Here is a 13,295-nt window from a genome sequence, read left to right as displayed (position 1 = left end):
CGAACAGACCGCGCCCCTAGCGTCGGCTCCGGAGGTTCGTTCGTATGCCTGCATCGACACGACACCACAGGGCCCTCGCAGTGTTCGTGCACTGCCTCGGCATCCTCGCCGCCGTTCCGGCACTGCCGGCGGTGGCCCCACACGCGGCGGCGGCGGAGCAACGCCCGGCGGCAGCGCAACCCACGGCGGCGCCATCGGCGGCACCGTCGGCCGCGCCCGGCCGGCCGTCGGCGCCACCGGCGCTGCCCACCCCGACCCGGCTCGCGGTGCCGCCGCCGAAACCACCGGTCACCGTGGCGGTCGCGCCGGAGAGCACGCCCGCGCCGCGCTACCGGATCCAGGTGCGCAACGACGGGTCCGCGCCGGTGTCGACCACCGTCCGGCAGGAGCTGCCGCCCGGTTCGTCGGCCACCGCGATCACCGCCGGCGGTCGGGCCACCCGGAACGCCGGATCGACCGAGGTGACGTGGCGGCTCCGGCTGCCCGCGCGGAGCACCACCACGCTGGGGACCACCCTCACGACCGCCGCGCCGGACCGGCCGCTGACGGCGCCCGCGTGCGCCTTCGACATCGCCGGCAGCCGGCCGTACGACTGCGCGACGGCGACCTGGAACGCGGCGCCGGCACCGACGGAACGGACCGAGGAGACACCGGTCTGGCGGCGCCCGACGGCGCTGCTGGCCGGGCTCGGCGGGGCGGCCGCGGTGGCCGTGGGTGGGATCTGGCTGGTCCGGCGGCGACGCCGGCCGACGGTGGCGGCGCTGGCCGACGGACCGGGCACGGTCTACCCGAGGCCGGCGGCACCGGACGTCATGCAGCGCCGGCGGCGGCCCTCGACGTGGCTGCTCGTACCGGCCGTGGTGCTGGTACTCACCGGCACGGCCGGCACCGCCGCCTGGACGGCCACCCGGCGGGTGTCGGCCATCGACACCGACAGCCAGCCCACCGCCGGCGCCTGGGTGGGCCGGGGCGTGGCCGGCGCGGTGGGCGAGCCGCTGCGCGAGTCGGCCTTCGAGTTCACCGTCTACCGGATGGCCTGCCAGCCGGGGCGGAGCGCCCGGCGGTGCGAGGCGACCGTCGGGGTGCGCAACGTCTCACCGGAGCGGCAGACCTGGCACGGCCGGTTGCAGCGGGCGTACCTGCCGGACGGGAACTTCGTCAGCACCGACGAACAGGCCACCCGGTTCGCCAACCAGGGCCGGGACGTGTTCGCCGAGCCGATGGCGGCGGGCAGCCGGATGGTGCTGCCGCTGGTGTTCACGGTGTACGGCGAGAAACCGCCGCAGCAGTTGGAACTGCGCAGCGGGGTCTTCTCCGCCGGTGTGCGGGTGGACGTGCCCTGACCGGTGCGGCGGGCGGCGGTCGTACCCTGGACGGGTGACCGCCGCCCTCGCCTGCACCACCCTGCTCGACGCCGCCACCTGGCGGGAGCGGCGGCAGGCGCACGAGGAGCGGGTCGGCGCCTGGCTGACGCCGCACCTGGCCCGCCGACGCCGGGGCGAGAAGCACCCGGTGGAGGACTTCCTCTTCACCTACTACTCGCACCGCCCGGCCCAGCTGCGCCGTTGGCATCCGGGGGCCGGGGTGGTGCTGCGCGACGCGGACCCGGCCGAGTTCGGTCGGGACTACCGCGCCGACGCCGCCGGGGTCACCCTCGACACCGAGGGCGTACGCGCGCGGCGCGCCGAGTCGATCACCTGGATCCGGCCGCTGCTCACCGCCACCGCAGGCCGGCCCGCCCACCTGGGCTGTTTCGGGATGCACGAGTGGGCGATGGTGTACCGGCAGACCCAGGACGAGGTACGCCACAACGCGTGGCCGCTGCGCCTGACGCCGGAGCGCACCGCCGAGGTCGTCGAGGAGCGGGGCGTCCGGTGCAGCCACTTCGACGCGTACCGCTTCTTCACCGCGCCCGCACGGCCACTGAACCTGCTCACCCCGACCCGGGAGACGCAGCACGCCCACGAGCAGCCGGGCTGCCTGCACGCCAACATGGATCTCTACAAGTGGGCGTACAAGCTGTCCCCGTTGGTGCCCAGCGAGTTGGTCGCCGACGCGTTCGCGCTGGCCCGGGAGATCCGCACCCTGGACATGCGGGCCAGCCCGTACGACCTGGCCGCGCTGGGGTGCCCGCCGGTGCGGGTGGAGACCCCGGAGGGTCGGGCCGAGTACGCGACCGCCCAGCGGGGTTTCGCCGAGCGGGCCGCCGTGCTGCGCGCCCGGCTGCTGGAGGCCGTACCGGCATAGGGGCCGGTTTCCGGCGAACCGGGCGGCCGTGGCCGCGCCGCTTGACAGAGTTGGACGGTGAGGAACACCGGGCCGGTGGCGCACTTCGGCCGGATCCACCTGGCCGAGCGGACGGCCGGTGTGAGTCGCCTGGAACTCTTCGTCGACCTGGTCTTCGTCTACGCGTTCCTCAACGTCACCAATGTGACCGCCGAGCAGTTCAACCTCGCCGGGGTGCCGCGCGGCATGCTGCTGCTCGCGCTGCTGTGGTGGTGCTGGATGCACTACGCCTGGCTGGGCAACGCGGTCAGGCTCACCCGGGGCGCGCTGCCGGCGGTGACGTTCGGCCTGGCCGCCACGCTCTTCGTGATGGCGCTGACCGTCCGGGAGGCCTTCGTGGACCGCCCGGGCGGGCTGCCTGGGCCACTGGTCTTCGCGGTGGGCTACGTCCTGGCCCGCGGCGGTCCGCTGCTCATCGCGACGCTGGCGCTGCGCCACGATCCCGCCAAGCTCCGGCAGTTCCGGCGGGCCTGGTGGCCGGCCGCCGCCGGGATGCTGCTGCTGCTCGCCTCCGCCCTCCTGCCGGGGCTGGTCGACGACCGGATGGTCCGGGACATGACCCGCTTCGGTCTCGTCGTCCTCGCCCTCGTCGTCGACTACGGCGGGATCTTCGTCATCGGCACCGGCGCCTGGCGACTGCGGTCCATCCCGTACTGGGCAGAACGGCACAGCCTGATCATCCTGATCGGCTTCGGTGAGACGATCATCTCGATCGGCCTCAGCCAGGGGGCCGCCGTCGCCCAGCCGCTGACCTGGCCGGTGATCGCCGGGGTGCTGGTCAGCGTCCTGCTCGTCGGCTCGCTGTGGTGGACGTACTTCGACATCGCCCGGTACGCCGCCGAGCAGGCGCTGGAGCGGATCTCCGGCGCGCGACGGGCCCGGCTCGCGCGGGACGCCTACAGCTACCTGCACCTGCCGATGATGGCGGGGCTGATCCTGGTCTCCCTCGGGCTGAAGACGGCTCTCGCGCAACTGCGTGTCCCGTCCGAGCCGACGCTGCTCGGGCCGCTGGTGCTGTACGGCGGCGTGGCGCTCTACCTGACCGGCCTGTTCGCCTTCGAGGTACGCACCCTGCGCATCATCGGCCGCTCACCGCTGGTCGGCATCGCCCTGTCCCTGGGCCTGCTGCCCCTCGCGATCGGCCTGCCGGTGCTCGGCCAACTGGTTCTGCTGGTGGCCGCCACCGGGACGATGGCGCTGGCGGACGCGACCGTCTTCCGGCACCGCCACCGGGTCCTCCACGAGGAGATCGGGCCGGCCGAGGAAGCGGGGGGCGGGGTCACACCGAAGGAACTCTTCCTCGACCTGGTCTTCGTGTTCGCGTTCCTCCAGGTGTCCGCCCTGCTCGCGGAGGACCCCACCTGGTCGGGCCTGCTGCGGGGCCTGCTGGTGCTCACCGTCCTCTGGTGGGCGTGGTGCGCGTACGTCTGGCTGGCCTGCGCGGTCCGGTCGGAGGCCGCCGTGGTGCGGGGGGTGATGGTGGTGGTGGTGGCCGTGACCGCGGTAATCAGCATCGCCGTGCCGCAGGCCCTGGCGGACGCCCGCGGCGGGCTGTACGGGCCGTTGGTCTTCGTCACCTGCTACGCGGTCCTCCGGCTGTCGCAGATCGCCGCCCTGTGGGTGACGGCGTGGCGGGAGCGGGACCCGGACCGGCGCGCGCAGGCCGTCGCCACGACGTGGCCCGCACTGCTCGCGCTCGCCGTGCTTCTCGCGGCCGCCCTGGTACCGGAGCCGGTGGGTGACATCCGGCTGCTCTCGCCGGCGCGGGTCGCCCTCTGGCTGGTGGCGATCGCGGTCGACCTCGGCGGAGCCCGCCTGGTCAACGTCGCCCGCTGGCGGATCTGGTCGGCACCGCACTGGTCGGACCGCTTCAGCCTCATCGTCATCATCGGTCTCGGCGAGGCGGTCATCGCCATCGGCGCGGCCGTCGTCTACTCGCCGGTGTCGGGCCGGATCGTCGTCGCCGCCGTCCTCGGCACGGCCCTGCTGGGTGCCCTGTGGTGGATCTACTTCGGTTGCGACGCCGACGTGGGCGAGCGTGCCCTGGCGGACCGGACGGGACGGGCGCGGATCGCCCTGGCCCGGGACGGGTACGCCTACCTGCACCTGCCGATGATCGCGGGCATCGTGCTGGTCTCCCTCGGCCTGCGCAAGACGATGGGCGGCCTCGGCACCCAGACTCTCTTCGTGGACACCCCTCCGTTGGGTGCGGTGCCCCACCTGGCGCTGTTCGGCGGGGTGTTGCTCTACCTGGTCGCCGACGAGGTGTTCTGGCGGCTGGCCACGGGCGGATGGCGCCGGCAGCGGCTGCTCACCGCCGCGGCGGTGGCGGCGCTGATGCCGCTGACCGTTCCGATCGGCCCGCTGGCGGCGCTCGGCGTGCTGGTGGGGGCCGTCCTGCTGCTGGTCGCGGTCGAGGCGTCGGGCGGAGCCGAGGTGCGGCGCGACGACCCCGCCCGCCGTACGGGGTCAGGCGCGTGACCGTGGGTCAGTCGCCGTCGACACGACGGTCGCGTTTGCGCTGCGCCTGGCGCTTCTTCTCGGCCAGCCGGCGTTCCTTGGCGCCCCGGGACGGACGGGTCGGACGGCGCGGCGGCGGTGGCGGGGCGACCGCCTCGCGCAGCAGGGCGGCCATCCGTTCCCGGGCGGCCTCCCGGTTGGCCAACTGGGCCCGGTGCTCGCTGGCCGCCACGGTCAGCACACCGTCGACCAGCCGTCCGGCGAGCCGCTCCAGGGCCCGGGCGCGCAGCGACGCCGGGATGCCGGGCGACGTGCCGAGGTCGAAGCTCAGCTCGACCCGGGAGTCGGTGGTGTTGACGCCCTGCCCGCCGGGGCCGGACGAGCGGGAGAAACGCTCGCGCAGCTCGGCGGCGGGAACCACCCACCGGTCGGTCACCCGCAGTCCGTCGTCCACACCCCGAGGCTAGCGCCCGAGGCGCCCGTCGGGCGTCGCACCGGGTGCGGTCAGCGGGCCACCCGGGTCGTCGTCACGGACACCGACGGGGTCGGTGACGGGTGCACGGCCGGCTCGTCCGAGTCGGCCGCGGCGTACGCGACCGCCCCGACCAGCAGCAGCGCGATCACCCCGATCTTCGTGGTGACCACCTTGATCAGCAGCCACGCGGCGCGACGGGCGCCGGGCACGGTCTTTTTGGCGGTCTGGTAGTCGGTCCACCCACGTCGTGCGCGGGCGTACGACGACCCCACACCGGTTCCGATGATCAGGCCCATCAGCAGGAGGGCCGCGATGACAGGACGCTCCACCCACGCCAGTATCCATACTCAGCGTAATATTTCCATGGTCCGATCCCTGGACGCCGGAAACCCGACAGTTTCACGTTCCCGGCGTGGCCGGACGGTGACGGTGTGCCGCTCAGCCGCCCTTTCCGATGATCGTGTCGGCGGTCTGCTGGACCTGGTCGATCGGAATGGCGAATCCGATGCCGATCGAGCCGTTGCCGTCGATGGTGGCGATGGCGGTGTTGACGCCGACCACCTCGCCGCGCGCGTTCACCAGCGGGCCGCCGGAGTTGCCGGGGTTGATCGATGCGTCCGTCTGCACGGCGGTGTGCCGGTTGTCGCCGAGGCGTACCTGACGGTCCAGCGCGCTCACGATCCCGGCGGTGACCGTGCCGGGCAGTCCGAGCGGGGACCCGACCGCCAGCACCGGCTCGCCGACCCGCGTCGCACCCGGCTTCGCCAGCGGCAGCGGTGCGAGTCCCGACGACGGTGGCACCCGGAGCACCGCCAGGTCGCTGCGCGGCTCCCGACCGACGACCTCGGCGGCGAGCCGCCGCCCGTCCGGCAGCTCCACGGTCACCGGGCCGCCCCGCCCCCGGGCCAGGATGTGGTCGTTGGTGATGATGTGCTGCTGGTCGTCGACGGCGAAGCCCGACCCGGTCGCCGAGGCTCCCCCACCGCTGCCGACCAGCACGGACACCACGCCCGGCACGGTCTTCCCGGCGGCGGTGACGAGCTCCGCCGGCACCGCGGCCGCCGAGGCCGCCGCCGGCCCGGGGGTACCGTCCCGGCTGGCCACCACACCGCCGGCCAGCGCACCCGAGGTCGCGGAGATCGCCACCACGGCCAGCACGGCGAACAGCCGGCCGGGCCGTCGTCCGCCCGGATCGCGGTCCGATCCGGGTCCGTCCCACCGCGACCGCCCGTCCGGATCCAGCTCGGGCGAGATGAACCAGGGGCCGTGCGGCTCGCCCAGCCCGGTCTGCACTGCCATGCGTACGCTCCTCACGTGTTCCCGCTCGACGATGGCCGTACGGCTCAGGGCAGTCGGGAGAACCACCGCATCGACCCGAACGCCGCGCCCATGGCGAACATCAGCCCGAGGCCGATGAACCGGGCGGACACGTCCTGCCGCATGGTGCGGTACCCGACCGAGCTGCCGATGTCCTCGTAGACCTGCTGCAGCTCGTCACTGGTGCTCGCCTCGTGGAACAGGCCGCCGGTCTCCTCGGCCACCGCCCGCAGGGTCTGCCCGTCCACCGGAACCTGGATCGGCCGGCCGCCCCGGTCGACGAAGCCCGACGGGGTGCCGAAGGAGATGGTGTGCACCGGGACCTTCATCTCGACGGCGTCCGCCGCGGCCTCCATCGGGTCCATCCCGGACGTGTTCGCGCCGTCGGAGAGCACGATCACGCGGGCCGGTGGGGGGTTCTCGGCCGCCTGGCCGTCAAAGCCCTTGACCGCGCCGAGCGACGTGTTGATGGCCTCGCCGATGGCGGTGCCCTGGACGCCGGTGGCGCCCTCCACCAGCCGCTCGATCCCCTCGTGCAGGGCCTCCCGGTCGGTGCCCGGCGGCACCAGCACCGCCGCGCTACCGGCGAACGCGACCAGACCGACGTTGAACTCCTCGGGCAGCCCGTCGACGAACCGGCGGGCGGCGTCCTTGGCGGAGGTGAGCCGGTCCGGTTCGACGTCGCGCGCGAGCATCGACGTGGAGACGTCGACCGCGACCATCACGGTGGCCCGTTCCCGGGGTACGCGCACCTCGGCCGTGGGTCGGGCGAACCCGACCACCAGCAGCGCCAGCATGGCCAGGAACAGTCCGGCCGGCACGTGCCGCCGCCAGGCCGGCCGCTGCGGGGCGACGCGGTCCAGCAGCCGCAGGTTGGTGAAGCGGACCGCGTACCGGCTTCGTCGGCGCTGCATCAGCAGGTAGCCGACCACCAGGGCGAGCACCCCGAGCAGCAGCCACAGCCGGACCGGTGACTGCCAGCTCACGCGACACCTCCCCGGGCTGCGCCGGCCGGAGCCGCGGCCAGCCGGCGCTGGGCGTGCACGTGCCGCACGATGTCGGCGCCCCAGTCCCGGTCCGTCCGCAGTGGCAGGTGGGCCGCCCCGGTCCGGCGCAACGCCTGGCGCACCTGGTCGCGCTGGGCCGCCGCGGCGGCCGCGTACCGCTCGCGCAGGCCGGCGTCGCCGGTCCACACCTCGCGCCGCCGGCCGGTCTCCGGGTCGACCAGCGTGATCAGGCCGACGTCCGGCAGCTCCAGCTCGCGGGGATCGGTGACCTCGACGGCCAGCACCTGGTGCCGTACCGCCAGCCGGCGCAGGCTGCGTTCCCACGGCGGCGCCTGCCCCGGGTCGTCGGGCAGGCCGTCGAGGAAGTCGGAGACCACCACGACCAGGCCGCGCCGGTTGGCCACCCGGTGCACGGCGGCCAGCGCCTCGACCAGGTCGGGTGGTGCGAGCGGCGCGGCGTCCTCGTCGTACCCGCCGACGCGCGGGGCGTTCAGCAGCGCGCGCAGCAGGCCGAGCAGGTGCGTACGCCCGCTGCGCGGCGGGAACCGGCGCAGCCCCTCCGGGGTCAGCACCTGCGCGCCGAGCCGGTTGCCGACCCCGGCGGTGAGGAAGCCGACCGCCGCCACCGCGGCCACGGCCAGCTCCCGCTTGTCCAGGTCAGCGGTGCCGTACTCCATGCTCGGGCTGGCGTCGACCAGCAGCCAGGTGGTCAGTTCCCGGTCGGCGTCGACCTCACGGATGTGCGGCACGGTGGTCCGCGCGGTGACCGCCCAGTCCATCCGGCGCACCTCGTCCTCGCCCGGGCGGTACTCGCGGCTGCCGGCGATCTCGCTGCCCGGTCCGGGCAGCAGACCCCGGTACTGCCCGTGCAGGAGACCGTCGAGCCGCCGGGTCACGGTCAGCTCCAGCCGCCGCAGTCGCTGGTCCGACGCGAGGTCGGTGAGGCCCGGGTCGGTGCGGCCCGGGCCGGCGACGCTCGGGGCGGCCGGCGCCGGGACGGTGGTTCCGCGCCACCTCATGCCGCCGCCAGGTCGGCCGCGTGTTCCGGGTGGCCGGTGGCGATGCGGGGCGGTGGTACGGCGTCGACCAGCCGCCGGACCACCGACTCGGCGGACACCCCGTCGGCGACCGCGTCGAACGAGAGCACCAGACGGTGGGCGAGCACGTCCACGGCGAGTTCACGGATGTCCTCGGGCAGGACGTACAGCCGTCCCCGTAGGAGCGCCTGCGCCCGGGCGGCGGCCACCAGGCCGAGGGTGGCCCGCGGGCTCGCACCGTACGCGAGCAGTCGGGCCATCTCGGGCAGCCCGAACCGGCCGGGGTCCCGGGTGGCCAGGATCAACCGGACGACGTACTCGGCGAGGGCGTGGTGCACGAAGACGTGCCGGGCGCGGGCCTGCAGGTCGAGCAGGCGCTGCGGGTCGAGCACCTCGCGCGGGGTGGGCCGGTCGGCGCTCATCCGGTAGAGGATGGCGAGTTCGTCGGCGTCACTCGGATAGTCGACGACGATCTTCATGAGGAACCGGTCGCGTTGCGCCTCGGGCAACTGGTAGACACCCTCGGACTCGATCGGGTTCTGGGTGGCCAGCACCAGGAAGGGCCGGGGCACCTCCCAGCTGCGCCCACCGATGGAGACCTGCCGTTCCGCCATCGCCTCCAGCAGCGCGGACTGCACCTTGGCCGGGGCGCGGTTGATCTCGTCGGCGAGCACCAGGTTCGCCATGATCGGCCCCAGCTCGATGTCGAAGGACTCCTTCGAGGCCCGGTAGATCCGGGTGCCGACGATGTCCGACGGGACCAGGTCGGGGGTGAACTGGATCCGGGAGAAGGTGCCGCCGACGACGGTGGCGAGGGTGTGCGCGGCGAGGGTCTTCGCCACGCCGGGAACCCCCTCCAGGAGGCAGTGCCCCTCGGCGACGAGAGCGGTCAGCAGGCGCTCGACGAGTCGATCCTGCCCCACGATCACGCGTTTGACCTCGAAGAGGGTCTGTTCCAGCTCGGCGCTGGTCGCGTCGGGATCGACCGGGCTGGGCACGCTGGCCAGGGTGTCCGAGATGTCCGTCACGGTGCTTGCTTCCCGTGGCGGCGGTCGGACAAACGTCGGATTAACCGGCCCGGCGCGGGCCGAACGGGCCCAGACCGGCACGAGGACTCACGATCCCGTCAGCCCGCACCGACGGGGGTGGGACGACCGGCGGCGTCGGCCCACACTCGGGCCGACGCCGTCGAGACGGTGCGGATCAGTTGGCGATGACCAGGTGGAAGGGCCGGTTCGCCGGGTCGCCGTCCGAGTCGCGGGTCTGCACGAAGACCGAGTTGGTCAGCGGCGCGGTGCGCGGGGCGACGGAGATCTCGCCGCCCGGCGGGACGTAGCCCGGACCGGCGTCGCCGATCGTGGCCACGAACGCCTTGGTGGACACGTTGTACGGGAAGGAGACCTGGTACTGGCCGGGGCCGTACAGGGCGACCGAGAACCGCAAGGAGGTGACGCCGCCCGACGACCGGGCCAGCGTGCCGTCCTCCCGGACGACGGCGAAGGACACGGTGCCCGGGGCCGTGGCGAGCGTGCTGACACCGGCGGCGGCCCTGGCCTTGCGGGCCGACTCGCCCGTCACCGGCGGTTGCCCGTCCGGGCGGGGCTGGCGGACCGGTCCCTGCGCGACCTCGACCGGGGCCTTCGCGGCCGGCTGGGCGATGGCGACGCCGCCGCCGGCGAGGCTGAGCGCCGCGACGGCGAGCGTCACCACCGCTGCCTTGCGTCTGAGAATGTTCACCATGACAGGTCTCCCTTGCGAGCGTGCGGGGCTGACCGTTTCGCTTCTGCGAAACGGCTTTCGTCATTCTTTGGGCCTAGCGACGTCGAGCGACATTCGACGGGACGACCTCGCCTCGGCGCGCCTCGAATACGTGACCGCTCAACGTTTTTTAAGTGGACTCTGACCTGGTATTACTACTCAGCGTTGCGACGTCACAACCACGTGGAAACTAGCATCGTAAAAAGCTGGGCGTCAATAGTAGATCACGCGTTTCGGCACCGTTTCGACGCGACCGGAAAATTGTGAAAGGCGAACGCCGGACCATTCATGAACTGCGCGGGACACCCTCGGCTGGGTGCGGCGGCTAGGCTCGCCGTCATGATCGACGAGCACCGCCCGGACCGCCGCCGCGTCCGCCGGGTCGCCACGGCGCTCTGCTGGCTCGCGGTCACGCCGGCCGTGGTCTGGGCCGGCGCCCGACTGCTCGGCCTCGACCGGGGACCCGGCGTCCAGTTGCTCGCCTTCACCCCGTACGCCGCGGCGGGAAGCCTGGTCCCGCTGGTGCTGGCGGTCGCCCTGCGGCGGCGGTGGACGGCGGCGGTCGCGGCGGTGACCGCGGCCGTGCTGGTCGCCCTGGTGGCGCCCCGGACGCTCTCCTCGCCACAACCGGGCGCGAGCGGCCCCACCGTCCGGCTGCTGACCGCCAATCTGCTCGCCGGGGCGGCCGATGCGCGGACCCTGGTCGACCTCGTCCGCCGGCACCGGGTCGACGTGCTCACCGTGCAGGAGTTCACCCCCGGCGCGCAGGCGGAGCTGGACCGGCTCGGCCTGACCGAGCTGCTCCCCCACCGGCAGCTCCACCCGCAGGTCGGCACCGTCGGCTCGGGCCTCTACGCCCGCTTCCCGATCGGTGACGGCGGGGTGCGGCACAACCGGGGAGGCTGGGGCTTCGACCAGGCGTACGGCACGGTGGCCGTCCCGGACGGCCCGCCGGTGCGGGTGGAGTCGGCGCATCCCGCCGCGCCGTACGCGGTCGACCAGGTCGGGCACTGGCGCGCCGACCTCGCGGCGCAGCCGCCGGCCACCCCGGACGGGCCGCTGCGGATCCTCGCCGGGGACTTCAACGCCACCCTCGACCACACGCCGCTGCGCGACCTGCTGGACACCGGCTACGTCGACGCGGCCGACGCCGCGGGAGCGGGGCTGGTCGGCACGTGGGGCCCCTACGACGGCGACCCGATCCCGCCGGTGACCATCGACCACGTGCTCGTCGACCGGCGGATCGCCGTCCGCGCGGTCTCCGTGCACGCCGTGAAGGGCAGCGACCACCGCGCCGTGCTCGCCGAGCTGACCCTCCCGGCCGGGGTGTGAGGAAGGGCCCTGGAGAGCCCTTCCGACACGTCAGACCCGAGCCCGGTCCAGGCCGTACGTCAGGGCGTCGACCAGGGCGTGCCAGCTCGCCTCCACCACGTTCGGGTGCACCCCGACGGTCGTCCAGTCCCGGCCCGCGCCGTCGGAGGTCTCCACCAGGACCCGCGTCACCGCGCCCGTGCCGTGGCTGCCCTCCAGGATGCGGACCTTGTAGTCGGCCAGCTCGAAGGCGCGCAGCTCGGGGTAGTGCTTCGCGAGCCCGACCCGCAGCGCCTCGTCCAGGGCGTTGATCGGGCCGTTCCCCTCGGCGGTGGCGATGACCCGCTCACCCCGTACGCGGATCTTGACCGTGGCCTCGGAGACCACCGCGCCGTCCTCCCGGTGCTCGACCTGCACGCGGTACGACTCCAGCGCGAACGGCCGGGTCAGGGCGGCACCCGGCAGCTCGGAGCGGACCAGCAGCTCGAACGAGGCGTCCGCCGCCTCGAACGACCAACCGCCGGCCTCCAGCTCCTTGACCCGGCTGGTCACCTTCGACAAGGTCTCCGGATGGCCGGCCAGGTCCAGGCCCAGCTCGCGGCTCTTGAGCTCGACACTCGCCCGGCCGGCCATCTCGGTGATGAGGATCCGCATGTCGTTGCCGACCACCTCGGGCTCCACGTGGTTGTAGAGCAGCGGATCCACCTTGATCGCACTCGCGTGCAGGCCCGCCTTGTGGGCGAAGGCCGCGGCCCCGACGTAGGCCTGGTGGGTGTCGGGGGCGATGTTGGCGATCTCGGCGATGGCGTGGGAGACCCGCACCATCTGTTCCAGGCAGCCGTCCGGTAGGACCGGCATGCCGAGCTTGAGCTGGAGGTTCGCGACGACGGCGAAGATGTCGGCGTTGCCGGGCCGCTCGCCGTACCCGTTGGCGGTGCCCTGCACGTGCCGAACCCCGGCCTCGACGGCGGCGATGGTGTTGGCCACCGCGCAGGCGGTGTCGTTCTGGCAGTGGATGCCGAGGAGCTCGGGGGCGACACCGATCCGGTCGGTGAGGTCGGCGATCGCGGCGGTCACCCAGGAGGGCAGCATGCCGCCGTTGGTGTCGCAGAGCACGAAACGCTCGGCGCCCGCGGCGAGCGCGGTCTCGACGACCGCCGAACTGTACGCGGGGTCGTGCCGGTAGCCGTCGAAGAAGTGCTCGCCGTCGACGAACACCCGGCGTCCCTCGGCGACCAGGTGCGCGACGGTGTCGTGGATCATCGCCAGGTTCTCGCCCGCGGAGGTGCGCAGCGCCCGCTCGACGTGCCGCAGGTCCGCCTTGGCGACCAGGGCGATCGCCGGCGTCCGCGCGTCGAGCAATCCGCGCACCTGGGGGTCGTCGGCGACCGCGACGCCGGCCCGGCGGGTCGCCCCGAACGCCACCAGCACGGCGTGCTTCAGGGCGAGGTCGGTGCGCGCGCGCCGGAAGAACTCGGTGTCCTTGGGTACCGCGCCCGGCCAGCCCCCCTCGATGAAGCCGACACCGACCTCGTCGAGCAGCGCAGCCACCGCCAGCTTGTCGACCACGGAGTAGCTGAGCCCCTCGCGCTGCGCGCCGTCACGCAGGGTCGTGTCGTACACCTGGAACGTCATCGGGTTCCC

12 protein-coding genes are annotated in these 13,295 nt (G+C 73.7%); 4 read left to right on the top strand and 8 right to left on the bottom strand.

Features of this window, described 5'->3' with window-relative positions; genetic code table 11:
* The first annotated feature begins 44 nt into the window (after window positions 1-44).
* The 3 genes from ACIBR0_RS16490 to ACIBR0_RS16480 are packed head-to-tail and all read left to right on the top strand — an operon-like array spanning window position 45 to window position 4,767.
* Complete coding sequence (locus ACIBR0_RS16490; protein WP_396716375.1) at window positions 45-1,343, top strand: hypothetical protein; 1,299 nt, start codon at window positions 45-47, stop codon at window positions 1,341-1,343.
* 34 nt (window positions 1,344-1,377) lie between these two features.
* Window positions 1,378-2,247 carry a 3-methyladenine DNA glycosylase gene (locus ACIBR0_RS16485; protein WP_396716373.1) on the top strand — a complete coding sequence of 290 codons (870 nt, stop codon included), beginning with the start codon at window positions 1,378-1,380 and terminating at the stop codon, window positions 2,245-2,247.
* Between the two features lie 57 nt (window positions 2,248-2,304).
* The gene (locus tag ACIBR0_RS16480) at window positions 2,305-4,767 is read left to right on the top strand and encodes a low temperature requirement protein A (RefSeq protein ID WP_396716371.1); all 2,463 of its coding nucleotides are present in this window, start codon (window positions 2,305-2,307) and stop codon (window positions 4,765-4,767) included.
* Window positions 4,768-4,774: 7 nt separating this feature from the next.
* Here the strand turns inward: ACIBR0_RS16480 and arfB are convergent, their stop codons facing one another.
* The 7 genes from arfB to ACIBR0_RS16445 form a co-directional block, all read right to left on the bottom strand.
* Complete coding sequence (arfB, locus tag ACIBR0_RS16475) at window positions 4,775-5,200, bottom strand: alternative ribosome rescue aminoacyl-tRNA hydrolase ArfB (RefSeq protein WP_396716369.1); 426 nt, start codon at window positions 5,198-5,200, stop codon at window positions 4,775-4,777.
* A gap of 50 nt (window positions 5,201-5,250) precedes the next feature.
* Window positions 5,251-5,550, bottom strand: coding sequence for a hypothetical protein (locus ACIBR0_RS16470; protein ID WP_396716367.1), 300 nt, complete (start codon window positions 5,548-5,550; stop codon window positions 5,251-5,253).
* Between the two features lie 109 nt (window positions 5,551-5,659).
* Window positions 5,660-6,520: a S1C family serine protease gene (locus ACIBR0_RS16465; protein ID WP_396716365.1), complete on the bottom strand. Its 861-nt coding sequence runs from the start codon at window positions 6,518-6,520 to the stop codon at window positions 5,660-5,662.
* 44 nt (window positions 6,521-6,564) lie between these two features.
* Complete coding sequence (locus ACIBR0_RS16460; protein ID WP_396716363.1) at window positions 6,565-7,524, bottom strand: VWA domain-containing protein; 960 nt, start codon at window positions 7,522-7,524, stop codon at window positions 6,565-6,567.
* Window positions 7,521-8,564: a DUF58 domain-containing protein gene (locus ACIBR0_RS16455; protein WP_396716361.1), complete on the bottom strand. Its 1,044-nt coding sequence runs from the start codon at window positions 8,562-8,564 to the stop codon at window positions 7,521-7,523. The genes ACIBR0_RS16460 and ACIBR0_RS16455 overlap by 4 nt, the downstream gene beginning before the upstream one ends.
* A complete protein-coding gene (locus ACIBR0_RS16450; protein ID WP_396716359.1) occupies window positions 8,561-9,610 on the bottom strand; it encodes an AAA family ATPase in 1,050 nt (349 codons plus the stop codon). The genes ACIBR0_RS16455 and ACIBR0_RS16450 overlap by 4 nt, the downstream gene beginning before the upstream one ends.
* Window positions 9,611-9,785: 175 nt before the next feature.
* Complete coding sequence (locus ACIBR0_RS16445) at window positions 9,786-10,322, bottom strand: hypothetical protein (protein ID WP_396716357.1); 537 nt, start codon at window positions 10,320-10,322, stop codon at window positions 9,786-9,788.
* A 357-nt stretch (window positions 10,323-10,679) separates the two neighbouring features.
* Here ACIBR0_RS16445 and ACIBR0_RS16440 point away from each other — a divergent pair, with 357 nt between their 5' ends.
* Complete coding sequence (locus ACIBR0_RS16440) at window positions 10,680-11,672, top strand: endonuclease/exonuclease/phosphatase family protein (protein WP_396716355.1); 993 nt, start codon at window positions 10,680-10,682, stop codon at window positions 11,670-11,672.
* A gap of 30 nt (window positions 11,673-11,702) precedes the next feature.
* On the opposite strand, the gene cimA is transcribed toward ACIBR0_RS16440, so the two are convergent.
* Window positions 11,703-13,286 carry a citramalate synthase gene (cimA, locus tag ACIBR0_RS16435; protein WP_357029668.1) on the bottom strand — a complete coding sequence of 528 codons (1,584 nt, stop codon included), beginning with the start codon at window positions 13,284-13,286 and terminating at the stop codon, window positions 11,703-11,705.
* Window positions 13,287-13,295: the final 9 nt, after the last annotated feature.

The organism is Micromonospora sp. NPDC049497 (assembly GCF_044465805.1).
Lineage (GTDB): Bacteria > Actinomycetota > Actinomycetes > Mycobacteriales > Micromonosporaceae > Micromonospora.
The sequence above is the reverse complement of the archived record's forward strand: the minus strand, read 5'-3'. Positions and strand labels throughout refer to the sequence as shown.

What these genes read in the sequence shown, in the direction of transcription:
- ACIBR0_RS16490 (WP_396716375.1), top strand. Translation starts at nt 45, where the DNA reads ATGCCTGCATCGACACGACACCACAGGGCCCTCGCAGTGTTCGTGCAC.
- ACIBR0_RS16465 (WP_396716365.1), bottom strand. Translation starts at nt 6,520, where the DNA reads ATGGCAGTGCAGACCGGGCTGGGCGAGCCGCACGGCCCCTGGTTCATC.
- ACIBR0_RS16455 (WP_396716361.1), bottom strand. Translation starts at nt 8,564, where the DNA reads ATGAGGTGGCGCGGAACCACCGTCCCGGCGCCGGCCGCCCCGAGCGTC.
- ACIBR0_RS16445 (WP_396716357.1), bottom strand. Translation starts at nt 10,322, where the DNA reads ATGGTGAACATTCTCAGACGCAAGGCAGCGGTGGTGACGCTCGCCGTC.
- ACIBR0_RS16440 (WP_396716355.1), top strand. Translation starts at nt 10,680, where the DNA reads ATGATCGACGAGCACCGCCCGGACCGCCGCCGCGTCCGCCGGGTCGCC.
- cimA (WP_357029668.1), bottom strand. Translation starts at nt 13,286, where the DNA reads ATGACGTTCCAGGTGTACGACACGACCCTGCGTGACGGCGCGCAGCGC.